Source organism: Biomaibacter sp. TOL (genome assembly GCF_059717795.1).
This window is the reverse complement of sequence record NZ_AP046092.1, coordinates 43,774-67,114: the sequence shown is the minus strand read 5'-3', so window position 1 is coordinate 67,114 and position 23,341 is coordinate 43,774. Positions and strand designations below refer to the sequence as shown.

Annotated in this window: 24 protein-coding genes; all 24 read left to right on the top strand. The window is 38.7% G+C overall.

Features of this window, described 5'->3' with window-relative positions:
- The first annotated feature begins 9 nt into the window (after positions 1–9).
- The 24 genes from rpsB to rpsO all read left to right on the top strand — a co-directional run bounded on the left by rpsB (position 10) and on the right by rpsO (position 23,143).
- On the top strand, positions 10–714 hold the full coding sequence (gene rpsB / locus AC6I1H_RS00340; RefSeq protein WP_497739077.1) for a 30S ribosomal protein S2: 705 nt from the start codon (positions 10–12) through the stop codon (positions 712–714).
- Positions 715–783: 69 nt separating this feature from the next.
- The gene (tsf, locus tag AC6I1H_RS00335) at positions 784–1,401 is read left to right on the top strand and encodes a translation elongation factor Ts (RefSeq protein WP_497739076.1); all 618 of its coding nucleotides are present in this window, start codon (positions 784–786) and stop codon (positions 1,399–1,401) included.
- Between the two features lie 93 nt (positions 1,402–1,494).
- On the top strand, positions 1,495–2,208 hold the full coding sequence (gene pyrH, locus AC6I1H_RS00330; protein WP_497739075.1) for a UMP kinase: 714 nt from the start codon (positions 1,495–1,497) through the stop codon (positions 2,206–2,208).
- A 5-nt stretch (positions 2,209–2,213) separates the two neighbouring features.
- On the top strand, positions 2,214–2,771 hold the full coding sequence (gene frr / locus AC6I1H_RS00325) for a ribosome recycling factor (RefSeq protein WP_497739074.1): 558 nt from the start codon (positions 2,214–2,216) through the stop codon (positions 2,769–2,771).
- A gap of 10 nt (positions 2,772–2,781) precedes the next feature.
- Positions 2,782–3,000 carry a hypothetical protein gene (locus AC6I1H_RS00320; RefSeq protein WP_497739073.1) on the top strand — a complete coding sequence of 73 codons (219 nt, stop codon included), beginning with the start codon at positions 2,782–2,784 and terminating at the stop codon, positions 2,998–3,000.
- Positions 3,001–3,095: 95 nt separating this feature from the next.
- Positions 3,096–3,836, top strand: coding sequence for an undecaprenyl pyrophosphate synthase (gene uppS, locus AC6I1H_RS00315; RefSeq protein ID WP_497739072.1), 741 nt, complete (start codon positions 3,096–3,098; stop codon positions 3,834–3,836).
- A 13-nt stretch (positions 3,837–3,849) separates the two neighbouring features.
- A complete protein-coding gene (locus AC6I1H_RS00310) occupies positions 3,850–4,662 on the top strand; it encodes a phosphatidate cytidylyltransferase (RefSeq protein ID WP_497739071.1) in 813 nt (270 codons plus the stop codon).
- Entirely contained in the window at positions 4,659–5,729 is a 1,071-nt protein-coding gene (gene ytvI, locus AC6I1H_RS00305) for a sporulation integral membrane protein YtvI (RefSeq protein ID WP_497739070.1), read from the top strand. The genes AC6I1H_RS00310 and ytvI overlap by 4 nt, the downstream gene beginning before the upstream one ends.
- Before the next feature lie 15 nt (positions 5,730–5,744).
- Positions 5,745–6,758, top strand: coding sequence for an RIP metalloprotease RseP (gene rseP / locus AC6I1H_RS00300; protein ID WP_497739069.1), 1,014 nt, complete (start codon positions 5,745–5,747; stop codon positions 6,756–6,758).
- A 14-nt stretch (positions 6,759–6,772) separates the two neighbouring features.
- Positions 6,773–7,861 (top strand): flavodoxin-dependent (E)-4-hydroxy-3-methylbut-2-enyl-diphosphate synthase, encoded by a 1,089-nt coding sequence (gene ispG, locus AC6I1H_RS00295; protein ID WP_497739068.1) that lies wholly within the window; start codon positions 6,773–6,775, stop codon positions 7,859–7,861.
- Between the two features lie 278 nt (positions 7,862–8,139).
- Complete coding sequence (proS, locus tag AC6I1H_RS00290) at positions 8,140–9,576, top strand: proline--tRNA ligase (RefSeq protein WP_497739067.1); 1,437 nt, start codon at positions 8,140–8,142, stop codon at positions 9,574–9,576.
- Between the two features lie 16 nt (positions 9,577–9,592).
- Complete coding sequence (locus AC6I1H_RS00285; protein WP_497739066.1) at positions 9,593–10,252, top strand: glycosyltransferase family 2 protein; 660 nt, start codon at positions 9,593–9,595, stop codon at positions 10,250–10,252.
- Positions 10,239–10,907 carry an MgtC/SapB family protein gene (locus tag AC6I1H_RS00280; protein ID WP_497739065.1) on the top strand — a complete coding sequence of 223 codons (669 nt, stop codon included), beginning with the start codon at positions 10,239–10,241 and terminating at the stop codon, positions 10,905–10,907. The genes AC6I1H_RS00285 and AC6I1H_RS00280 overlap by 14 nt, the downstream gene beginning before the upstream one ends.
- A gap of 15 nt (positions 10,908–10,922) precedes the next feature.
- Positions 10,923–15,191, top strand: coding sequence for a PolC-type DNA polymerase III (locus AC6I1H_RS00275; protein ID WP_497739064.1), 4,269 nt, complete (start codon positions 10,923–10,925; stop codon positions 15,189–15,191).
- Positions 15,192–15,493: 302 nt separating this feature from the next.
- Complete coding sequence (gene rimP, locus AC6I1H_RS00270; protein WP_497740870.1) at positions 15,494–15,928, top strand: ribosome maturation factor RimP; 435 nt, start codon at positions 15,494–15,496, stop codon at positions 15,926–15,928.
- A 19-nt stretch (positions 15,929–15,947) separates the two neighbouring features.
- Positions 15,948–16,994: a transcription termination factor NusA gene (nusA, locus tag AC6I1H_RS00265; protein WP_497739063.1), complete on the top strand. Its 1,047-nt coding sequence runs from the start codon at positions 15,948–15,950 to the stop codon at positions 16,992–16,994.
- Positions 16,981–17,250: an RNase P modulator RnpM gene (gene rnpM / locus AC6I1H_RS00260; RefSeq protein WP_497739062.1), complete on the top strand. Its 270-nt coding sequence runs from the start codon at positions 16,981–16,983 to the stop codon at positions 17,248–17,250. Before nusA ends, rnpM begins: the two co-directional genes overlap by 14 nt.
- Positions 17,247–17,573, top strand: a complete 327-nt coding sequence (locus tag AC6I1H_RS00255; protein ID WP_497739061.1) for a L7Ae/L30e/S12e/Gadd45 family ribosomal protein — start codon at positions 17,247–17,249, stop codon at positions 17,571–17,573. Before rnpM ends, AC6I1H_RS00255 begins: the two co-directional genes overlap by 4 nt.
- Positions 17,570–19,567, top strand: coding sequence for a translation initiation factor IF-2 (gene infB / locus AC6I1H_RS00250; RefSeq protein ID WP_497739060.1), 1,998 nt, complete (start codon positions 17,570–17,572; stop codon positions 19,565–19,567). Before AC6I1H_RS00255 ends, infB begins: the two co-directional genes overlap by 4 nt.
- A 22-nt stretch (positions 19,568–19,589) precedes the next feature.
- Positions 19,590–19,961 (top strand): 30S ribosome-binding factor RbfA, encoded by a 372-nt coding sequence (gene rbfA / locus AC6I1H_RS00245; protein ID WP_497739059.1) that lies wholly within the window; start codon positions 19,590–19,592, stop codon positions 19,959–19,961.
- A 1-nt stretch (position 19,962) separates the two neighbouring features.
- Positions 19,963–20,925, top strand: a complete 963-nt coding sequence (locus AC6I1H_RS00240) for a DHH family phosphoesterase (protein ID WP_497739058.1) — start codon at positions 19,963–19,965, stop codon at positions 20,923–20,925.
- The gene (gene truB, locus AC6I1H_RS00235; protein WP_497739057.1) at positions 20,922–21,803 is read left to right on the top strand and encodes a tRNA pseudouridine(55) synthase TruB; all 882 of its coding nucleotides are present in this window, start codon (positions 20,922–20,924) and stop codon (positions 21,801–21,803) included. The genes AC6I1H_RS00240 and truB overlap by 4 nt, the downstream gene beginning before the upstream one ends.
- Positions 21,804–21,816: 13 nt before the next feature.
- The gene (locus AC6I1H_RS00230) at positions 21,817–22,737 is read left to right on the top strand and encodes a bifunctional riboflavin kinase/FAD synthetase (protein ID WP_497739056.1); all 921 of its coding nucleotides are present in this window, start codon (positions 21,817–21,819) and stop codon (positions 22,735–22,737) included.
- Between the two features lie 136 nt (positions 22,738–22,873).
- Complete coding sequence (gene rpsO / locus AC6I1H_RS00225) at positions 22,874–23,143, top strand: 30S ribosomal protein S15 (RefSeq protein WP_497739055.1); 270 nt, start codon at positions 22,874–22,876, stop codon at positions 23,141–23,143.
- Positions 23,144–23,341: the final 198 nt, after the last annotated feature.

Here is a 23,341-nt window from a genome sequence, read left to right as displayed (position 1 = left end):
GTGAGAAATATGTCCATAGTTTCAATGAAACAGCTCTTAGAGGCAGGCGTTCACTTCGGGCATCAAACAAGAAGATGGAATCCCAAGATGAAAGAATATATTTTCACAGAAAGAAATGGGATTTACATCATCGACCTGCAAAAGACTGTCAAGAAAATTGAGGAAGCCTACGAATTCGTTAAAAATGTTGCTTCGGAAGGTGGTTACATCCTTTTTGTCGGTACTAAGAAACAGGCTCAGGAATCTATTCAGGAAGAAGCAGTCAGGTGCGGTATGTTTTATGTGAATCAAAGATGGCTTGGAGGTATGCTTACAAATTTTAAGACCATTCGCAAGCGTATAGACAGACTGCACGAACTTGAAAAAATGGAGGAAGAAGGACTTTTCGAGGTGCTTCCCAAAAAAGAAGTACAGAATCTAAAACATGAAAAGGATCGCCTTGAAAAGTACCTGGGCGGTATCAAGAATATGACTGAACTTCCTAACGCGCTCTTCATTGTGGATCCCAGGAAAGAAAGAAATGCCATTCTGGAAGCCAGGAAACTTCAGATTCCAATAGTTGCCATTGTGGATACCAACTGCGATCCCGACGAAGTAGATTACGTGATACCCGGCAATGACGATGCTATACGAGCTGTTAAATTACTGACAGAAAAAATGGCCGATGCCGTTCTGGAAGGAAAGCAGGGCGAGCAGCTGGTGGCAGAAGAGTAATATTCTAAGGTAAGGGGGGCTTTATACCCTTACCTTTAATAATGTTGAGAAAAATGGGAGGTTAATACCATGATTACTCCAGAACAGGTAAAAGAACTTCGGGAAAGAACCGGTGCCGGTATTATGGATTGTAAAAAAGCGCTTACCGAATCCAACGGAGATATGGAAAAAGCGATAATTATTCTCAGAGAAAAAGGGCTTGCTAAAGCTGCAAAAAAAACCAGCCGTATTGCCGCAGAAGGGATTATAGATTCTTACATACATGGCAACGGCAGAATCGGAGTGCTTGTTGAAGTAAACTGCGAAACAGACTTTGTTGCGAGAAATGATGAATTCAAAAGCCTAGTAAAAGACATTGCAATGCAAATTGCCGCAGCCAACCCAAAATATATATCCAGGAATGATGTTCCTGAGGATGTTATTAAGAAGGAAAGGGAGATACTGAAAGCTCAAGCGCTTAATGAAGGAAAACCGGAACATATAGCAGAGAAGATCGTGGATGGGAGAATAGAAAAATTTTACGAGGAAAATTGTTTAATGGACCAACCTTTTATAAGAGACCCCGACAAAAAAATTTCGCAACTTATTATGGAAAAAATAGCGATAATTGGAGAAAATATTACCGTGAGCCGGTTTACCCGGTATGAAAGAGGAGAAGTTCAAGCCGAGGGTCAAGCGGAAAAATAATGTATATATTTAGAGACACTTGAAGTGTCTCTTTTTTAAAAGAGGATTTTTGCGTAAAATATAGAATATCTTTTAGCAAAGAGAGGGTTATAGATGGAAAAACCTATTTATAAAAGGATAGTCTTAAAGATAAGCGGCGAAGCATTAGCAGGAGAAAGAGGATTTGGTATCAACCAGGATACATTAAATTCCATAGCTGACCAGATTAAAGAAATCCATGGTTTGGGAGTGGAAATCGCCATAGTGGTGGGTGGTGGAAATATATGGAGAGGTAGAAACTCTGATCAAATGGACCGTGCTACAGCCGATTATATGGGTATGCTCGCAACAGTCATTAATGCTCTGGCGCTCCAGGATGCTCTGGAAAACAGAAATGTTCAAACCAGGGTTCAAACAGCGATAGAAATGAAAGAAATAGCAGAACCATATATAAGACGCAGAGCCATAAGACACCTGGAAAAGGGCAGGGTTGTAATTTTTGCAGCAGGCACCGGAAACCCATTCTTCTCCACCGATACCACAGCGGCTTTGAGAGCGGCAGAGATTGAAGCGGAAGTTATTTTGCTTGCAAAAAAGGTTGACGGAGTATATGATTCTGACCCCGTAAAAAATCCAAAAGCCCACAAGTTTCAAAGCCTTGAATATATTGATGTTTTGAACAAAGGACTGGGCGTAATGGATTCAACAGCCACTTCCCTTTGCATGGATAACAAGATACCGATAATAGTTTTTGGAATTAATGAACCTGGAAATATTAAAAAAGTAATTTTTGGTGAAAATATAGGTACTTTTGTTAAAGGGGGTTGAACATTATGGATAAAAAAATTTTTAGTGAAGTAGAAGAAAAAATGAAAAAAGCCCTGGGAAATTTAAAAGCCGACTTTGCCGCCATCAGGGCGGGAAGAGCCTCCGCCGCTCTTTTGGATAAAGTATTTGTAGATTATTACGGTACGCCTACCCCAGTCAACCAGTTGGCTTCTGTCAGTGTCCCTGAACCAAAAATGATACTCATTCAACCATGGGATATAAAAATGATAGGAGCTATTGAAAAAGCTATACTCAAATCGGACCTTCGACTGACACCTAACAATGACGGCAAAGTAATAAGGTTAATACTGCCAGAATTGACATCGGAAAGGCGTCAGGAACTTGTAAAAATGTCCAGAAAGAAAGCCGAGGATGCAAAAGTCATAATTCGTAATATCAGGCGCGAATATAACGAAGCTTTGAAAAAGATGGAGAAAAATCATGAAATATCCGAAGATGAACATAAACGCTCGCAGGAAGAAATTCAGAAGCTAACTGATAAATATACGGAAGAAATTGAAAAGATGCTGGAACATAAAGAAAAAGATATAATGGAGGTATAATCCTATTAACTTGCAAATAAATATTTTAGGAATTCCATTAAAAAGAGCTGTATTTGAGTTGAAAGCACACGGAATAGCAATTGAAGAAATTAAATATACAAAGCCGGTTAAAAATAATAAAAATTATTTAAGAGAAGTGGTTGTCAGAATAGACAGAGTTAACGAAAAGAGAGTAAAACTCATTGTCGCCTTATTCCCAGTATTAAAGACGCAGGCGAAAAATTTATAACTTTGAGGCGGGCTACAATAATGTATCCTGGTTTATTACTCATATTGTAAAAACCCCCTTTTTACGGGGGTTTTATGAAATTTCGGGAGGAAGCGATGGCAATAGGATTGAATATTGATATGCTGGATAAATACAAGATACCGAAACATATCGCCATTATAATGGACGGCAATGGACGGTGGGCAAAAAAAAGAGGCCTCCCGAGAATTGCCGGGCATTGGGCTGGAGCCGAATCGCTCCGAGATATAGTTAAGTTTTGTGCTGAAATAGGTATACAAGTTCTAAGCGTTTTTGCATTTTCTACTGAAAACTGGAAGAGACCTTTTGATGAAGTAAATTCGATTTTAAACCTGATTCTGTACTATTTAAAGAAAGAAGTAAACAACTTGCATAAAAATAATATTATAATAAATATAACCGGTGAATGGCAACAACTGCCCGATAATATTGCCGATGAGATAAACAGGGGCATCGAACTTACAAAGAATAATACAGGCATGATTTTGAACATTGCTTTAAATTACGGCTCCCGTAAGGAAATAGTTAAAGCATGCAGAGATTTGTGCAATGACGTAAAAAATGGTAAAATTGGCATAGAAGAAATTGACGAACAGCTTTTTGAAAAATATTTATTTACAAGGAATTTACCCGACCCCGATCTTTTAATCAGACCCAGCGGGGAATTAAGGATCAGCAACTTTTTACTGTGGCAGATAGCTTATACGGAATTATGGTTTACGGATAAATACTGGCCTGACTTTAAAAAGGAAGATTTACTCAATGCCGTATTGGATTACCAGAATAGGGAGCGAAGATTTGGAGGTTTAAAAAAATAAAGCAGGTGACATTATGCTTCAGAGAATCTTAAGTGCGGTGGTCGGCATAATATTATTGGGTTATATAATAAATATCGGGGGCTGGTTGTTTTTTTTAACAATATCTTTTTTAAATATATATGCCATATATGAACTTCAAAATGCCTTTAAAAAAATTAACATACACATTGCTTTCGTCTATTTATCCGTTTTTACTGTAATGCTTCTTTTTTCTGCAAAATATATATCAATACTAAATTTTATGATTATTCCTCTGTCGCTCTTTTTATTATTAATATTTATATTTTTTTACAGTATAATTAATAGTAAACAAAATCACATCACGGACATAGTTTTTAGTATGTTTTCCTACGTATATACCTCTACGCTTTTTATGTATTTTATTTTAATGAGAAATTTGTTTAATGGAATATATTTTATCTGGTGGGTATTTATAACTACTTGGGCCTGTGATACGGGAGCTTTTTTTACAGGTATATTTTTCGGTAAAAACAAGTTGGCCCCAAATATTAGCCCTCATAAGACTATCGAAGGTAGTGTGGGAGGAATTTTATTCAGTATAGCCGCCAGTATTATTTACACCAGGTTGATATTACCTGAAATAGTGTTTTTTGATTCATTGGCGGTAGGATTTTTAATCGGTGTTTTTTCCCAGATAGGGGACCTTTCTGCTTCTTTAATAAAGCGCTATTGTAATATTAAAGATTTTTCGAAAATAATTCCGGGACATGGAGGAATTCTCGATAGGTTTGACAGTACGCTTTTTTCTTTTCCAGCAGCATATTACTACATAATTCTATTTATTCAAAAGGGTGGTCTCCTGTGATATTAAAAAACAGTAACAAACCTTTATTATTATATATAGTGTTAGTTGTGATAGTAACGATTTTTATTGCAATAGCTTTGAAATTTCTATTGCCGATCATCATCGGTATATTTATAGCTTTTTTAATTGAGCCTGTGGTAAGCTTGATCGAAAAAAAGTCGAAAATTGATAGAGGATTAATAGTGGGGATTGTTTTGACTGCCATATTTTGCTTTTTCGGTTACATTTTTACATTAATAATTTCACGCTTGACATTTGAGTTAAGCAAAATGATTCATACCCTTCCAAACTACTACTATTATTATAATATAGTATTTAATAAAATCTCTATGTATTTTGTATATTTTTCCACAAAAATTCCTGAAGAAATTATAAAATATGTAGAAAATAATTTAAGTCAAATATTATCTACAATGACAGGCTTATTATCAAATATTTACAGCTTTTTAATGGATAAAATCACCATGGTTCCCAATCTTTTTGCAAACATATTTATTTTTATGATATTTATCTTTCTGTTTAGTTACTTTTTTTCTAAGGAAAAAAACGAGGTGTTGAGATTTTTAATGAATATATTGCCTGTTACTTTGCAGGATAAAATAAAAAAGGTTCAAATCGAACTTTTCCTTTCCTTTATCAATATGTTAAAAGCTCAGATAATCCTGGTAATGATATCTACGACAATTACTATCCTGGGATTTTACATCCTTAAGGTAGACTATGCGCTTACATTGGGTTTAATATGCGGTCTGCTTGACATATTGCCACTTTTTGGTCCAAGTCTGATTTTTTTACCATGGATTATATTTTCAGCAATTATGGGGAATATAAGTTTTGCTGCGGGTTTATTGATACTTTATGTAATCATGATAGGAAGCAGGCAGATTTTCCAGGCCAAGATTATAGGCCAGAACCTGGGGATAGATCCGTTATTGACCCTGGTTTCTCTATATCTTGGAATTGAAATTTTTGGTTTTATGGGATTGTTTATCGGTCCTCTAGTAGTGGTAATCATGAGAGCATTGATGCACTCGGGGATTATTCCTCCTTTATACAGTAATAAATAACATTATATTTGGTAGGTGAAACACTTGTACACATTTATAGCGTCGTTGATAGTCTTTGGGATGCTGATTTTTTTTCATGAGTTGGGTCATTTTATCGTAGCGAAACTGTCTGACATAAAAGTAAGGGAATTCAGTTTGGGATTTGGTCCGCAAGTAATCAAAATCAAACCCGGTGAAACAGAATATTCGATCAGGGCGCTTCCTCTTGGAGGTTTTGTAAAAATGGAGGGAGAAGATGCCAAAACCGCCGATCCCAGAGCTTTTAACAATAAACCCGTAACAAACCGTCTCGGAGTTATCTTTGCAGGTCCTGCGATGAATTTTGTGCTGGCAATATTGCTGATTGCCGTAATTTGCTTTTTTGCCGGAGTTGCCACAACAAAAATTTCAGTCGTACCCGGAGAACCTGCCGACAAGGCCGGACTTAAAAATGGAGATGTGGTATATTCCATAGATGGCCAAAAAATAAAGACATGGGATGAAGTGGTGAATCTTATAAGTCAAAAACCCGGTCAAAATATCAGCATTATTGTGTTAAGAGATAGCAAACCCATAGGTTTTAATTTTAAAACGGAAATAGAACAAAAGACACGGCGCGGAATTATCGGCATAAAATCGTATGTTGTCAAATATTCTGCGGTAGAAAGCATCAGAACAGGAGTTCAAAGGACTTTTTGGATATCCAAAATGATACTGGAGGGGCTTTTTCAAATTATCAGGGGGAAAGCCAGGCCTGATGTGGTAGGCCCCATAGGTATAGTGCACATGGTGGGAGAAGCCGCAAGGGTGGGCATATTCAATTTGATATACCTTTCGGCCATTATAAGTATAAACCTCGGTTTGTTCAATCTATTTCCCATACCCGCGCTTGATGGGAGCCGTATATTTTTTCTTGTTGTTGAACTATTAAGGGGAAAGCCTATAGAACCTGAAAAAGAAGGATTGATTCATTTTATTGGGTTTACTTTGTTGATGATTCTTATGATAATAATCGCTTATAAAGACATTATGCGATTTATTATACTTTAAAAAGGAGAAGAGCTATGCAACACTATGTCGATTTTCCATCAAGGAGAAAAACAAAAAAGGTAATGCTCCGGGATGTCGGTGTGGGAGGAGATGCTCCTGTCACTGTCCAATCCATGACAAATACCAAGACTTATGATGTAAATTCTACAGTAAATCAGATACTTCGTCTGGAAGAAGCGGGATGTGAAATCATAAGGGTTGCAGTGCCAGATTTGGAAAGTGCACTGGCTATTTCAGATATAAAGCGGCAAATCCATATTCCTTTAGTAGCGGATGTTCATTTTGATTACAGGCTGGCTGTTGAGGCTGTAAAACAGGGGGCCGACGGTCTTAGAATAAACCCAGGAAATATTGGCCCAAAAGACCGAATTAAAAGGGTTGTGGATGCGGCCAAGGAAAGGAATATACCCATACGGATAGGGGTAAATTCCGGTTCTCTCGAAAAGGATTTACTTTTAAAGTATAAAAGACCCGTACCTGAAGCTCTGGTTGAGAGTGCCTTGCGACATGTGGAAATTCTCGAAAGCATGAATTTTTTCGACATAGTGATTTCATTAAAATCATCCGATGTAATAACTACAGTAAATTCCTACAGGTTGTTGGCCAAAAAGGTAGATTATCCTTTTCATCTGGGGATAACTGAAGCCGGTACCATATTTTCTGGGACTGTCAAATCATCCATAGGTTTAGGCATTTTACTATATGATGGAATAGGAGATACATTAAGAGTTTCCCTTACCGGGGATCCTGTAGACGAAGTTAAAGTTGGCTTTGAAATTCTTAAAAACTTGAAGTTAAGAAGTAATGGGATTGACCTTATCTCGTGCCCCACTTGCGGACGTTGTGAAATTGATTTAATTAAAATCGCCCGCGACATTGAAGACAGATTGAAAAATATAAAAAAACCTTTAAAAATTGCCGTCATGGGTTGTGCCGTAAACGGCCCGGGAGAAGCGAGGGAAGCCGATATCGGCATAGCTGGGGGCAGGAAAAAGGTCGTAATATTTAAAAAGGGCGAAATAATAAAATCCGTACCTGAAGAAAAGGCAGTGAAAGAATTGATGGAGGAAATACATAAGCTTGTCGAAGAAAGTTCAATTTGACAAAGCCGTATTATTCTGGTAAAATATGCGTAAATTTTAATATAATGAATGGATATTGATGGAGAATAGTAAAAAGCTGTTTTGATTGTAAAGAGAGCAGTTCTCATAGGCTGAAAAGGCTGCCGTCAAAGGCTTTTGAACCCGCCTCCGGAATCTGCAACAATGCCGGTTGTACCGTTATCCGCCAAGAGTATTTCACCAAGTAGGGTGGTACCGCGAAACCTTCGCCCCTTCAATGCGAGGGTTTTTTAATACTTTATTTTGAAAGGAGCAATGTCATGGAAAATGAGTTTGTAAAAGAAATAACTTCAAAATCTAAAGATTTCTCCCAGTGGTACGTAGATGTCATATTGAAGGGGGAACTTGCAGACTATTCTCCGGTAAGGGGATGTATGGTAATTAGACCTTACGGTTATGCCGTATGGGAGAATATGCAAAAACTTCTCGACGCGCGCTTTAAAGCAACAGGCCATAAAAATGCTTATTTTCCCTTGTTTATCCCCGAATCGTTGCTTAAAAAAGAAGCGGAACATGTGGAAGGCTTTGCGCCCGAGGTTGCATGGGTCACCCATGGAGGTCAGGAAGAACTGGCAGAGCGCATTGCCGTAAGGCCCACATCAGAAACCATAATATGCAGCATGTATTCAAAGTGGATTAAATCCTGGAGAGATTTACCTGTCCTTATTAACCAATGGTGTAATGTGGTGCGCTGGGAAAAAAGCACCAGACCATTTTTAAGGACTGCAGAGTTTCTGTGGCAGGAAGGGCATACTGCTCACAGAACCGAAGAAGATGCCGAAGAGGAAACCCTTAGAATGCTGGAAGTTTACAGGGATTTTGTGGAAACGGATTTGTCCCTTCCGGTCATAAAAGGCAAAAAGTCCGAAAATGAAAAATTTGCCGGAGCTTTGAGGACATATACAATAGAAGCTATGATGAGCGACGGTAAAGCCTTACAGGCAGGGACATCACATAATTTGGGTCAGCACTTTTCGAAAGTGTTTAACATAACTTTCCTCGATAAAGATGGGCAGCTTAAAAATGTCTGGCAGACATCCTGGGGGGTCTCCACCCGCTTGATCGGTGCCATAATAATGACTCACGGGGATGACAGGGGGTTAAAATTGCCGCCTAAGATTGCACCTGTACAGGTCATTATTGTACCGATTTCAGCTCAAAAAAAAGAAATGGTGCAAAACAAAGCGATTGAAATTTTCGCTCGATTGAAACAGGATTTCAGAGTGGAAATGGATGACAGGGACGAATATACGCCCGGATGGAAATTTAATGAATGGGAAATGAAGGGAGTTCCCGTGCGCCTCGAGGTGGGGCCAAAAGATGTGGAAAAGCATCAGGTTATTCTCGTTAGAAGGGATACAGGAGAGAAAATAAGCGTTGATGAATCGGAAATAAATACCAAAATAAAATTACTGCTCGACGAAATTCAGAGCAACATGTTCAGACAAGCAAAAGAATTCAGAGATAATAATATTAGTGAAGTGGAACATTTTGAAGAGTTTAAAAAGATAATTGAGGAGAAAAAAGGATTTATTAAAACTCATTGGTGTGAAAATGAAGAATGTGAAAAACATATTAAAGAACAGACCGGGGCTACTCTTCGCTGCATACCTTTTGAACAGGATAATGCTCCCGGAAAATGTGTAGTTTGCGGCAAGGAAGCAAATAGAATAGTTTATTTTGCAAAATCATATTAAGATTGGGGCTGTAATTATGTCGGTTTCCGCCATTATACCGGCTTATAACGAGGGTAAGACAATAGGCCGTGTTTTGGAAATTTTAATGAACGTAAAATGTCTTGATGAAGTAATAGTAGTAAACGATGGGTCTTGCGATGAAACTGCGCCAATTGCCCGAGATTATAAAGCAAAAGTTATCGATCTGCCCCAAAACAGGGGCAAGAGTGCGGCAGTGCTTACAGGCGTTCAAAATACCGATGCCGAAATAATTTTGATGCTGGATGCTGATCTAGTTGGTTTGAAAGAAACTCATATTCAGTCGCTCTTAAAACCTGTGCTATCCGGGGAAACCGATATGACCATAGGCATATTTAAAAATGGCAGGGGAGCTACCGATCTGGCACAGAGGATAGCCCCCTTCCTTTCCGGTCAGAGAGCTTTAAAAAGAGAAGTCTTTAAAAAGCTCGAAAAATATCCGGCAAAGGAATATGGACTTGAAATTGCTCTCACTTTGATGGCTGACAGGGAAAATGTGAGGGTCAAGGAAGTGGAATTAACGGATTTGACCCATGTGATGAAAGAAGAAAAAAGAGGTTTTTTACTAGGGTTTATATCCCGCTTGAAGATGTATTGGGATATAATATTTTGCATTGTTAAATTCAGACTAGAGGTGTTAAAAAATGCCCTTGAATGAAATGGAATTGGCTGGAAGGCTCATTCTGTCCATCATTTTCGGGGGTGTAATAGGAATAGAGAGGGAAATCGTAAACAGGCCGGCCGGTTTTAGGACTCATATACTGGTATGTGTCGGATCTACTTTAACCATGCTGGTATCCATCTACATCTTTGAACAATATAATTCCCGCGTATCTGTAGATCCAGGCCGCATAGCAGCGCAGGTAATAAGTGGCATAGGTTTTTTGGGAGCGGGTACCATTATCCGGGAAGGCGCCACTGTAAGAGGTCTGACAACGGCAGCCAGCTTGTGGACTGTTGCTGCTATAGGGCTGGCCATAGGCAGCGGTTTTTACCTTGCCTCTTTCCTTGCCACTGTTTTAACTTTTTTGACTTTAATTTTTTTTTCCAGGGTAGAAAACTATATCATTCAAAATAGGTTTCTGGAGCGTATTTTCATTGTTATGGATGATAAACCCGGTCAAATAGGCAAGATCGGCTCTCTTCTCGGGGAGCTCAATGTTAATATCAGGAATATAAAAATGGATAACATGGATGACGGTAAATTATCTGTCACGCTTAATGTAAGAGCGCCAGCAGGTTTAAAATTTAATGATATAATGACCAAACTCGTGCAAATTGACGGAGTTTATAACGTAGAAAAAGAACCTTGATTTGAGAGGGAAAATATGATTAAACTTGGGAAAATTATAAATAAAGACGATTTGATTGCTCTTGATGATTTTGAACTTCAATCCATTTTAAATGTTTCCATAAAAAGAGTCCAGGTTGATATCAAAAAACGTAAATTGGAAATTTTCTTGGAACCAGAAAATGAAATTGGCGATCATTTGTCCGAAGAGATAAAAAGATATCTATATAAAAAAATCCCTGGTTGTAAAAGTATTTATATATGTTGCGATAATAAAATTCAAGACAAAGTTGCTGATTTAAAAGAAATAATAAATGATAACTGGCAGGATATTTTGGAACATGTTTTCTCCCAAGCGCCCTCTTTGCGATTATGGCTTTTAAATGCTTCCTGGGAGATGCATAAAGATCAACTGACTATATATGTCGATAAAAGCGGCCTTGAATTTCTGGAAAGAAGAAAGTGCAGTTTGACCATAGAAAAATTTTTAAAAGGCATAGGTCTGCAAATAAAAGTAATTATTGTGCAAAAAGCCGAAGATACAGAGGAATACGATATTTTTGAAGAAGATAGGGAAATCGTTGAAAACATGCTGAGCAATAATATGGACATTGACCGCAGAGAACAAGACGATGAAAGCGGTTGTGGAATTCTGCTTGGCAAGTTAATTACAAATGAACCGGTTCCTATAAAAGACGCTCTTATAGTAGCTCAGGATATCACAATTCAGGGGGAAATATTCGGAATCGAAAAGCGAGAGTTGAAGAACAGGACAACATTAATTACATGCGCGCTGACGGATTATACCGGTTCTATACCGGTTAAAATCTTTTTATCGGGTGAAAAAAAAGCCATAGCGGATAAAATAAAAGAAGGTAGTTGGGTAAAAACAAGGGGAAAAGTGGAAAACAACAAATATTCCCAGGAACTGGAATTTATTCCATATGATATAAACACATCTCAAAAACCCACAAGACAGGATAATTGTCCCGAAAAGCGGGTGGAACTGCATTTGCATACCAGATATAGCGCCATGGATGCTGTATGCTCCGTAAAACAGGTGATTGATCAGGTAAAAAGCTGGGGTCATAAAGCTGTAGCTTTTACCGATCATGGAGTAATACAATCTTTTCCCGAAATTTACGAATATGCTCGCGGATCAGGTATTAAGCCCATATACGGAGTTGAGGCCTATATTTTTGATGACGAGTTTCCGGTAATGATAAATCCTCCTGACATTAAATTTACTGATGCCACTTTTGTAGTTACTGATATAGAAACCACAGGTCTTTCTTTTGAAAGCGATGAAATCATTGAAATAGGTGCCGTAAAATTAAAAAATGGTGACATTATCGATAGATTCACATCATTTATTAAGCCGTCGAAAGCGCTGCCTGCAAATATAATCAATCTCACCGGTATAACCAACGAAATGGTCGCCAATGCTCCGCCTTTAAAGGAGGTTTTATCAAGTTTCATAGAATTTCTGGGCAACGGTATCTTTGTGGCCCACAATGCTCAGTTTGACTCGGGTTTCATCAGAAGGGACTGTGAAAACCTTGGCCTGCCATTTTACAATGGAGTTCTCGATACGTTACCTATGTGCCAGATTTTATTTACAGATTTAAAGAATCACAGGCTTGATACAGTTGCAAAAAAACTCGAAATAAAAATGGGAAACCATCACCGAGCTGTGGATGATGCCAATACTGCCGCTTTGATACTTAAGTTTGCACTGGAAACTATTGAAAAAGCCGGGATAGAGAATCTTTCGAATATAAATCGAATTTATAATTTAAGCAAAGGTCCGGTACATCTAAATTCATACCATGCAACAGTTCTTGTAAAAAATATGGCGGGTTTAAAAAATCTTTACAGGCTGGTGTCCATGTCCCATCTTGATTATTTTTACAGGCATCCCAGGATGCCGAAATCCTTGTTAAAATCGCTCAGAGACGGGCTTATACTGGGGACCGGATGCCAGGCGGGCGAGCTTTTCCAGAGTTTGCTTCACTTTTCCAGCAAGGAGCATATAAAAAGAATCGTGGATTTCTATGATTTTCTGGAAATCCAACCACTGCAAAACAATGCTTTTTTAATTCAAAATGGAATGGTTAGCGGCAGAGAAGCCCTTAAAAAGTTGAATATCGAAATTTATGAGCTTGGCAAAAAATTTAACAAACCGGTTTTGCTTACTGGAGATGTGCATTTTGTGAATCCTGAGGATGAAATATACAGGAAGGTGCTTCTGAACTCCCAGGGTTATGAAGATGCCGATAGGGACAGTTGCCTTTATCTTAAGACCACGGAGGAAATGCTTAAGGAATGCGAGTATCTGGGCAAAGAGGCCGCTTACGAGGTGGTAGTGACAAATACCAACAAAATAGCAGAAGAAATTGAAGGCAATATTAAACCTGTCCCGGATGAGCTGTATCCTCCAAAAATTGAGGGGGCGGAGCAGGAAATAATAAATATGACTTATAAAAGAGCAAAGCAACTTTATGGAGAAAACCTTCCTGATATAGTGCAAAAGCGGATAGAAAGGGAACTTAATTCCATTGTAAATCATGGTTATTCCGTAATATATTTAATTGCACATAAACTTGTGAAAAAATCTCTGGAAGACGGTTATCTAGTCGGTTCCAGAGGTTCTGTTGGCTCATCGCTGGTGGCTACTATGTGCGGGATAACCGAAGTTAACCCCCTTCCGCCCCATTACTTATGTCCGAAATGTAAAAACTCCATATTTATCCAGGATGATGAAGGAATTGTAGGCCCTGACCTCCCAGATAAAACATGTCCTATATGCGGCAGACTCATGAAAAAAGAAGGATTCAACATACCTTTTGAGGTATTCATGGGGTTCGAAGGAGACAAGGTGCCGGATATTGACCTCAATTTTTCGGGAGAATACCAGGCAAGGGCGCATAAATTCACAGAAGAATTGTTTGGAAGTCAACACGTTTTCAGAGCGGGGACAATATCAACAATAGCGGAAAAAACAGCCTTTGGTTTTGTTAAATCATATCTGGAAGAAAAGAAGATAAAAACATCTGCGGCAGAAATAAAAAGGCTGGCTTCTGGTATAACCGGCGTAAAGAGGACTACAGGACAGCACCCCGGCGGGTTGATGGTGGTTCCGCGGGATATGGAGATTTATGAGTTCACTCCGGTTCAATTCCCTGCAGACGATAAGGAATCCGGGGTCATTACTACCCATTTTGACTACCACTCCATCAGCAGCAGGCTGTTAAAGCTTGACCTGCTGGGTCACGACGATCCTACCGTAATAAAGATGCTGGAAGAGGAAACCGGTATAGATGCAAAAAAGATACCGCTTGATGATAGGGAGACTATGGAAATATTTTCATCATTAAAATCTCTTAAACTGGACCCCGAATCAGTAGGTACAACCGTTGGCACCATAGGAGTTCCCGAGTTCGGGACAAGGTTTGTCAGACAGATGCTGGAGGATACCAGGCCTTCAACGTTCGCCGAACTTGTGAGGATAAGCGGGCTTTCCCACGGGACCGACGTATGGCTAAACAACGCCCAGGACCTTATAAGAAGCAGGACCGCAACTTTAAAGGATGTCATAGCAACCCGGGATGACATTATGATATACCTTCTGAACCAGGGTATTGAGCCAAAAGTTGCATTTAATATAATGGAAAATGTGCGAAAGGGCAAGGGATTAAAATCTGAACACGAAGAAATTCTGCTGAAGAATAAAAAAGTGGCTCCATGGTTTGTGGAGTCATGCAAAAAGATAAAATATCTTTTCCCTAAAGCTCACGCTGTAGCATATGTTATCATGGCTTTCAGAATAGCTTACTTTAAGGTGCACTATCCCGAAGCTTTTTATGCCACATATTTTACAGTAAGAGCCGACGATTTTGATGCAGAGCTGATATTGCAGGGGCCGAAAAAAATTAAAGAAACAATATCGCAAATTGAGAAAAAAGAAAAAGAATCGAGCGCAAAGGAAAAGAATTTGTTGACCATTTTGGAAGTTGCCAACGAAATGTATATGCGGGGAATACAGTTTGTTCCCATTGATCTTTATGAATCCGACGTGAGAAGGTTTAAAATAACAGCGAACGGCATCCTTCCACCTTTAACATCACTGCAGGGTCTGGGTCTTGCAGCAGCGCAGAGCATAGAAGAGGAACGGAAAAAAGGCAGATTCTCATCAATAGAAGACCTTCGTCAGAGGACAAGAATCACCAAGAATGTTATTCAGATTTTAAAGCAGAACGGTATCATATCGAACCTTCAGGAAACCAATCAATTATGTCTTTTTTAATATATATAATATTAAGACATAAATATGCTTTAATAATGGCTTTCCGTAATGCATTTCAAAAAAGCTACTACTCTTTGAGTACTTATATTAAGTGCTTATATAATGAAAGCTGCTTTTTTAATATTGCATTACAGTTTTTACTATGCTATAATTTATTAAGTAATAGCAGGACATCGTATAGAGTGGGTTATTCCCACTCTTTATCTTTGATGCTATATCAAAAGTGACTCAGACACTCAATAGTCGTTTCATCATAATATTTCTTTGACAAAGGTGGTGATAATTTGCTAAGTGAAAAAGTGATGAAAATCCTTGAGAAAATAGGAAGAGATGCGGTTGAAAAAAGAAATTTTGAGTTAGTTGATATGGAATTTATAAAAGAATCTGGCCATTGGTACCTTCGGTACTACATTGATAAGCAGGAAGGGATTACTATTGATGACTGCCAACTGGTAAGTGAAGACATAAGCAGGCAACTTGATATTAAAGACCCTATACCTTACAGTTATATTCTTGAAGTATCTTCACCGGGTATTGAAAGGCCGCTGAAAAGCGATAGAGATTTTATAAGGGCAATAGGTTCAAAGGTGGAAATAAAAACATATCAGTCTTTTGAAAATAAAAAGATATTCAGCGGTATCTTAAAAGATTTTTCTGATGGAACTCTGACCATAGAAGGTGAAGAGGTTGTTAAAATACCTAAAGATAGCGTTTCATGTGCCAAAAAGAAATTTTAATAGAGCGGGGAGTTGAAAAATGAATATAGATTTTATTGAAGCTATTGAACAACTGGAAAAAGAAAAGGGGATTTCAAAGGAAATTTTGTTTGAAGCCCTGGAAGCATCACTGATATCCGCTTATAAAAAGAATTACGGTTCGGCACAGAATGTGACTGTAAGTATCGATAGAGATACCGGAGAAGTCAAAGTTTTTTCCAGGAAAACGGTCACAGACGATGTAAAAGATCCTCTACTTGAGATAGATGTTGAGGAAGCTTTAACACTGGAACCTACTGCAAAAATCGGTGATGTAATATCCATTGAGGTTACACCGAAAAAGTTTGGGAGGATAGCAGCTCAGACGGCAAAACAGGTTGTGATGCAAAGAATCAGAGAAGCGGAAAGGAATATTATTTATGAAGAATTTTCAGGCAGGGAAACGGACATCGTTACGGGTGTAGTACAGAGATTTGATAAAAAAAATATTATAATTGATTTGGGTAAAATAGAAGTGATTCTTCCCCCAAATGAGCAGATATCGACAGAAAATTATAAGCAGGGAGACAGAATCAAGGTATATATTCTGGAAGTTAAAAAGACGACAAAAGGACCCCAGATCACGGTATCCAGATCTCATCCCGGTCTAGTCAAACGGTTATTTGAGCTGGAAGTTCCGGAAATTTTTGAGGGGATAGTAGAGATTAAAGGTATAGCAAGAGAAGCGGGTTCCCGTACAAAAATAGCTGTTTACTCCAAAAATGAAAATGTAGATCCGGTGGGTTCGTGCGTAGGTCCAAAAGGAGCCAGGGTGCAGGCTATAGTGGAAGAACTCAAAGGTGAAAAGATTGATATAATAAAATGGGATAAAAATATTTCGACCTATGTGTCCAATTCATTGAGTCCAGCCAGAGTACTGGAGGTGGCCGTCGAAGAAAGTAGTAAACTCGCGCGTGTTACGGTGCCTGAAAATCAATTGTCCCTAGCGATAGGCAAAGAGGGTCAGAATGCAAGGCTGGCGGCAAAACTTACCGGTTGGAAAATAGATATAAAAAGTGAAGATAAAAGAGGGGATGAAAGTGCCTAAAAAAATTCCACAGCGCATGTGCCTGGGATGCAGGCAAATGAAACCCAAAAAAGAGTTGATACGAATAGTTAGGACTGTCGATGGGAAAATAGAGGTAGACCCTACAGGTAAAAAATCCGGTAGAGGGGCTTATTTTTGCAAGGATCCTAAGTGTCTTGAAATAGCCCTTAAAGAAGAACGCCTATCGAAAGCGTTGGATATTGGCGTTTCAAAGGAAATAATAAGTCGGCTCAAGGAGGATTTGAATAAAATATGAAACTTCCCGATATTCTTTCCCTATTGGGCATTTCCCAGAAAGCAGGGAAGCTAGTATCCGGCCAGGATAACGTTGAAAGGGTGATTAATTCTAAGCGGATTTATTTGATAATAATCTCTCAGGACTCATCGGAGAATACAAAGAGAAGGTTTTTAAATATGGCAAATAGTAAAAAGATACCCGCTGTTGTTTGGGGGAATGCACATGAGTTGGGTAGATCCATAGGGAAAGATGAACGGAAGGTTTTGAGTTTGACCGACAAGGGTCTGGCAGATGAGATATACAAACGCATAAAATCTTTAAACGGGGGTGGGGGATATTGAACAGACTGAGAGTATATGAACTGGCAAAACAATTGGGAGTTTCCAGCAAAAAACTTATATCAATTCTTGAAGATCTCGGTATCACCGTTAAAAACCATATGAGCACTTTGGAAGACGATACAGCCCAATTGATAATAGATATAATTAATGAAGAAACCGACAAAGGTAAGTCTAAAAACAGTAAGATCGAACAAGTTCTGGATTTCGAAAAGCAACAGAAAAGAGATGAAGAAATAAAAGCACCTAAAAGAAAAGTCATTACTCTTCCAGAAAAGATAAGTGTTAAAGAACTTGGGAAAACCATCAATATTGAACCGGTGCAAATAATAAAAAAACTTATGGATTTTGGCTTAATGGTCAATATAAATGCCGAGATAGACTTTGATTCGGCAAAAAAGTTGGTTAATGAATTTGGATTTGAAGCGGAACAAGAAGAGAAGCATTATATTGTTGAACAGTTCGAAGAAGAAGAAGACACAAGAGATTTGAAACCAAGGCCTCCGGTTGTTACTGTAATGGGTCACGTAGACCATGGGAAAACCTCTCTTCTTGACGCTATTAGACAGACAAACGTAACCGCCCGCGAAGCAGGGGGCATAACTCAGCACATCGGTGCATCGCAAATCGAAGTTAACGGAAAAATTATCGTTTTTTTGGACACACCCGGCCATGAAGCCTTCACTACCATGCGTGCACGAGGAGCGAAAGTTACTGATATTGCTGTTTTAGTCGTTGCCGCCGACGACGGTGTCATGCCTCAAACTGTTGAGGCTATAAACCATGCAAAAGCGGCCGGAGTACCGATTATTGTAGCGGTAAATAAGATAGATAAACCCAACGCCAACCCTGAAAGGGTAAGACAGCAACTTGCGGAATATAACCTTATTCCAGAAGAGTGGGGCGGAGAAACTATATTTGTAAATGTATCGGCGAAGACAAAAGCCGGTATCGACCAGCTACTGGAAATGATTTTGCTAGTGGCAGAGATGGCTGAGCTCAAAGCAAGTTATACTTCGAAAGCCAAAGGTGTAATCATTGAAGCAAAATTGGATAAGGGTCGCGGTCCGGTAGCCACCGTTTTGATTCAAAAAGGGACCTTAAAGGTGGGAAACAGTGTGGTAGCCGGAACAGCTTATGGGAAAATAAGGGCTTTATTCGACTCTCGCGGGAAAAAGATTAAGTCAGCAGGACCTTCCATTCCTGTAGAAGTACTGGGATTATCCGAAGTGCCCAATGCGGGTGATGTTTTAAGAGCGGTGGCGAACGAAAAAGAGGCAAAGGCGATTGCGGAGAGCAAAAAACAGGTACAAAAGGAAACTGAATTTGGGACCCCTCAAAAAATTTCATTGAATAAGTTGTTCGAAAAGATGCAGAAAGGTGAAGTAAAAGAGTTAAATATTATATTGAAGGCAGATGTTCAAGGATCAATAGAAGCATTAAAACAGGCTCTGGAGAAGTGTTCCACCAATGAGGTGCAGGTTAAAATAATTCATGGCGGCGTAGGTGCTATAAATGAAAATGATGTGATGCTGGCGTCGGCTTCTAATGCAATAATTATAGGCTTTAATGTCAGACCATATTCCAATGCAATAAAAATTGCCGAAAAGGAGCATATTGACATCAGGACTTACAGGATTATATATGATGTGGTCGATGATATACAGTCGGCTATGAAAGGCATGCTTGAACCAGAGTTCGAAGAAGTAGTACTTGGAAGGGCGGAAGTAAGAGCGTTGTTCAAAGTGCCTACCATTGGAGTGGTGGCAGGTTGTTTTGTAACTGAAGGTAAAATCACCAGAAACGCGCAGATAAGAGTGCTCCGCCAGGGGGTCGTTGTTCATGAAGGTAAGATTGCTTCTCTTAAACGTTTTAAAGACGATGTCAGGGAAGTAGTGAGCGGTTATGAGTGCGGCATAGGTCTGGAGAAATTTAATGATATCAAAGAACAGGATGTGTTTGAAGCTTTCATCTTGAAAGCGAGGGAAAGACAATAGGTATTTCGGGGAGGCTTGGGAAGTGGAATTTTCTCGAAGTGAAAGAGTGGCGGAAGAGATAAAAAAAGCTGCCAGCCAGATAATCAATAATGAGATTAAAGATCCGCGGGTTTCCGGACTGATTTCGGTGACTAAAGTAGAGGTGACAAAAGATCTGCGCAATGCCAGAATATTCCTGAGCATATACGGTGGAGAACATGAAAGAAAAAAAGTATTTGAGGGAATTAAAAATGCAGAAGGTTTTATCAGAAAAGAGCTGGCTCACATGGTAAGGATGAAATTTGTACCGGAAATTTCTTTCAAAATCGATGAATCTATAGAATATGGCATTCATATATACAAATTGCTAGAAGAAATGCATAAGCAGAAAACCGATGGAAATGAGGAAGAGTAAAATGGATTTTTCCGCGCTTCATAATGTTCTGGCAAACTATAATTCCTTTATCATAACCTCACACATAGTACCCGACGGAGACAGTATCGGTTCGGTCCTTGCCATGATGCTGGCGCTTCAAAAAGCGGGTAAAAACGCCGTTGCTGTTGTTCGTGACGAAGTGCCTAATAAATATATTTTTTTGCCATACGCAAGGGTCATAAATAAAGATTTCGATGGAAAATGTGATGTAATCATTTCCCTTGATTGTGGCGATGAAGAAAGATTGGGTTTTGAGAGACCGTTGAAAGATTTAGGCAAAATAGTTGTTAACATTGACCATCATAAAAGCAATACTCTATTTGGAGATATTAACATTATAGACAGCCATGCCTCCTCTGTAGGAGAGATTATATACCATATTATAAAGGAATTGACCGTAATTGACGTAGATATAGCAATGAATCTTTATACCTCGATTATTACAGATACGGGGTCCCTCCGGTATTCCAACACAACACCATCGTGTCTTAGAATACTGGCTGAGTTAGTTGAAATAGGTGTAAAACCGGACTTTATAAGCCGACAGGTGTTCGAAAAGCGCAGTATTGCATCTGTAAATATAATTAAAATGGCTCTCGACACTCTGGAAGTATTCAGTGATGGCATGCTGGCTTGTATTTGTATTACAAAAGAAATTATGGAAAAATGTGGAGCAAAAGAAGAAGATACCGATGGGGTTATAAATTATGCCAGAGAGATAGAAGGGGTGGAAGTAGCCGTACTATTTAAGGAAAAAGAAGAGACATTGATAAAAGTGGGTTTTAGGTCCAACGATTGGGTTGATGTAAGCAAAATAGCAGAAGAATTTGGCGGTGGTGGTCATGCCAGGGCGGCTGGATGTACCTTAAAAACGACGTTGAATGAAGCGCGGGAACATGTATTAAATTCTGTAAAAAAATATCTTGCGAGGGAAAAAACTTGAATGGGATTATAAATGTCTTAAAACCTCCCGGGATGACCTCCCATGATGTTGTAGCTTTTCTTAGAAAGCTTGTTAACATAAAGAAAATCGGCCACGGAGGAACTCTTGACCCCGCAGCAGCCGGAGTTCTTCCGGTTTTTATTGGGAAAGCTACAAAAGCTATCGAGTTTTTTGAAAAGACGGATAAGGAATATATGGCTGAAATGGTGCTGGGGATTACCACCAATACTGGCGACTCCGAGGGAAGTGTTCTGAATATCAAACAGGTCAATGTAGATGTTGAAATGATAAACCAGGTTTTCTTGGAATTCACGGGTAAAATAGAGCAAATACCTCCCATGTATTCCGCTGTCCGTTATAAAGGCCGAAAACTTTATGAACTGGCACGTCAGGGGATAACGGTCGAAAGAAAACCCAGAACTGTGGAGATAAAAACTCTCGAACTTATGTACTTTGAAGAAAATACCTTAACTTTCAGGACAACTTGTTCGAAAGGTACATATATAAGGACTTTATGTGAGGATATTGGGCAGAGGTTGGGATGCGGAGCGTATCTTTCATACCTTGTCAGGACCAGAGCAGGATTATTCCACATAGATAAGGCTTATACTATTGAAGAAATAGAACAGAACGTGGCCGATAATAATGTGGAAAAGATGATAATTCCCATAGACGAAGGTCTGGCATTTTTACCGGCTGTTAAGCTTCATGAGAAGGAAAAAAACAGTTTATCAAGCGGCAGTGTTTTTTATTACGATCTAGATCATGAAATATGTGATTTTGTAAGGGTTTATTCCGACGGAATTTTCATTGGCATAGCAAAGGTCGAAATGCTGGATAAAACAAGTCGTCTACGCATAGTAAAAACTTTTCTTTAGGATTGAGGAAAATATGAAAACATACCGGGAACTTTTGACTATAAATCTGCCCAAGCCTATTGTTTGCGGCTTGGGAAATTTTGACGGCGTTCATCTGGGGCATCAAATGTTAATAAAGGAACTGTTAAAACAATCAAAAATAAGAGGGCTGGAATCCGCCATATTGACCTTTGAACCTCATCCTGCAAAGGTTCTAAACCCTGAAAAATCTGACCCACTTATAATGACACTTAAACAAAAAGAAAGAGTGATAAAATCTTTCGGTGTCCACAATTTAATTTTTGCTCCTTTTACGAAAGATTTTTCGCAATTAAATTATAAAGATTTTATTTATAATATACTGATAAAAAAATGCCGGGTGAAAACAATTGTAGTCGGGTTCAATTATAAATTCGGAAACAAAGGAGAAGGAAACGCCGATATTTTAAAGGAGATTTGCGGCAAAGAAGGGATTGACACCATAATCATACCTCCAGTTACTTACGATGGAAAAGTCGTGAGCAGCTCCCTTATCAGGTCTTTAATTATGGACGGTAATGTAAAAAAAGCCGGGGAATTTATGGATAGGCCTTTTAGTATCGAGGGTACTGTAGTATGTGGTGATGCACTGGGAAGAAAGCTGGGTTTTCCCACGGCAAATGTATCTTATTCACCTGATATAGTTTTACCGGCTCACGGAGTATATGCCACAATAGTAATATGGCAGGACAGGACATTTAAGAGCATAACAAATATAGGCACCAAACCAACATTTAATAAAAATCAAACCACGCTGGAAGTGCATATTTTTAATTTTAATAAACAGTTATATGGAGAAACGTTGGAAGTTGTATTTGTGGAAAAAATACGCGATGAAATAAAATTCAAAAGCCCTTCGGAATTAATAGACCAGGTAAAAAAAGATTTTGCCAGCGCGAAAAATATTTTAGGATGAATTGCTGTTAATAAATTTACTTTTTATTTTAGTTATGATAAAATCTATAATGAACATGAACCCTTGCCCGGTTCATCGAGTCTCCGGCGATTTACTGGGCAACCGGGGATTTATAAGATAAAGGAGGTGACTTGTGATGGCTTTAGTCAAAGAAGCTAAAAAGGCAATAATTGACAGATTTAAAACTCATGAGAATGATACGGGTTCTCCTGAAGTGCAAATTGCAATGTTGACTGAGAGAATTAACCAGTTGACAGAACATTTGCAGAAACATAAGAAAGACCATCATTCTAGGAGAGGATTGCTTCAGATGGTTGGCAAACGGCGTTCGCTGTTGAACTATCTAAAAGATAGTAATATCGAACGCTATAGGCAGCTGGTGGAAAAACTGGAACTCAGAAAATAAAAGCGGGGCATTTCCCGCTTAAATTTATTTTGCAAAAAAAAAGAAGGAAATAATAATCTTGATGTAGAATAAAATTTTGTATTTTATAACGACTGCGGCAGAATGCCGCACAAATTTTCAAAAGAATCTACCGCTTAATACCTGGGGATTTGTGCCCGAGGATTTAAAATCAAAGATTCTTTTATATAAAGGAGGAGT

Bases quoted from the DNA above. Each gene is read 5' to 3' on its own strand.
- rpsB (WP_497739077.1), top strand. From the start codon at position 10: ATGTCCATAGTTTCAATGAAACAGCTCTTAGAGGCAGGCGTTCACTTC.
- tsf (WP_497739076.1), top strand. From the start codon at position 784: ATGATTACTCCAGAACAGGTAAAAGAACTTCGGGAAAGAACCGGTGCC.
- pyrH (WP_497739075.1), top strand. From the start codon at position 1,495: ATGGAAAAACCTATTTATAAAAGGATAGTCTTAAAGATAAGCGGCGAA.
- frr (WP_497739074.1), top strand. From the start codon at position 2,214: ATGGATAAAAAAATTTTTAGTGAAGTAGAAGAAAAAATGAAAAAAGCC.
- uppS (WP_497739072.1), top strand. From the start codon at position 3,096: ATGGCAATAGGATTGAATATTGATATGCTGGATAAATACAAGATACCG.
- AC6I1H_RS00310 (WP_497739071.1), top strand. From the start codon at position 3,850: ATGCTTCAGAGAATCTTAAGTGCGGTGGTCGGCATAATATTATTGGGT.
- ispG (WP_497739068.1), top strand. From the start codon at position 6,773: ATGCAACACTATGTCGATTTTCCATCAAGGAGAAAAACAAAAAAGGTA.
- proS (WP_497739067.1), top strand. From the start codon at position 8,140: ATGGAAAATGAGTTTGTAAAAGAAATAACTTCAAAATCTAAAGATTTC.
- AC6I1H_RS00285 (WP_497739066.1), top strand. From the start codon at position 9,593: ATGTCGGTTTCCGCCATTATACCGGCTTATAACGAGGGTAAGACAATA.
- AC6I1H_RS00280 (WP_497739065.1), top strand. From the start codon at position 10,239: ATGCCCTTGAATGAAATGGAATTGGCTGGAAGGCTCATTCTGTCCATC.
- AC6I1H_RS00275 (WP_497739064.1), top strand. From the start codon at position 10,923: ATGATTAAACTTGGGAAAATTATAAATAAAGACGATTTGATTGCTCTT.
- rimP (WP_497740870.1), top strand. From the start codon at position 15,494: ATGAAAATCCTTGAGAAAATAGGAAGAGATGCGGTTGAAAAAAGAAAT.
- nusA (WP_497739063.1), top strand. From the start codon at position 15,948: ATGAATATAGATTTTATTGAAGCTATTGAACAACTGGAAAAAGAAAAG.
- rnpM (WP_497739062.1), top strand. From the start codon at position 16,981: ATGAAAGTGCCTAAAAAAATTCCACAGCGCATGTGCCTGGGATGCAGG.
- AC6I1H_RS00255 (WP_497739061.1), top strand. From the start codon at position 17,247: ATGAAACTTCCCGATATTCTTTCCCTATTGGGCATTTCCCAGAAAGCA.
- AC6I1H_RS00240 (WP_497739058.1), top strand. From the start codon at position 19,963: ATGGATTTTTCCGCGCTTCATAATGTTCTGGCAAACTATAATTCCTTT.
- AC6I1H_RS00230 (WP_497739056.1), top strand. From the start codon at position 21,817: ATGAAAACATACCGGGAACTTTTGACTATAAATCTGCCCAAGCCTATT.
- rpsO (WP_497739055.1), top strand. From the start codon at position 22,874: ATGGCTTTAGTCAAAGAAGCTAAAAAGGCAATAATTGACAGATTTAAA.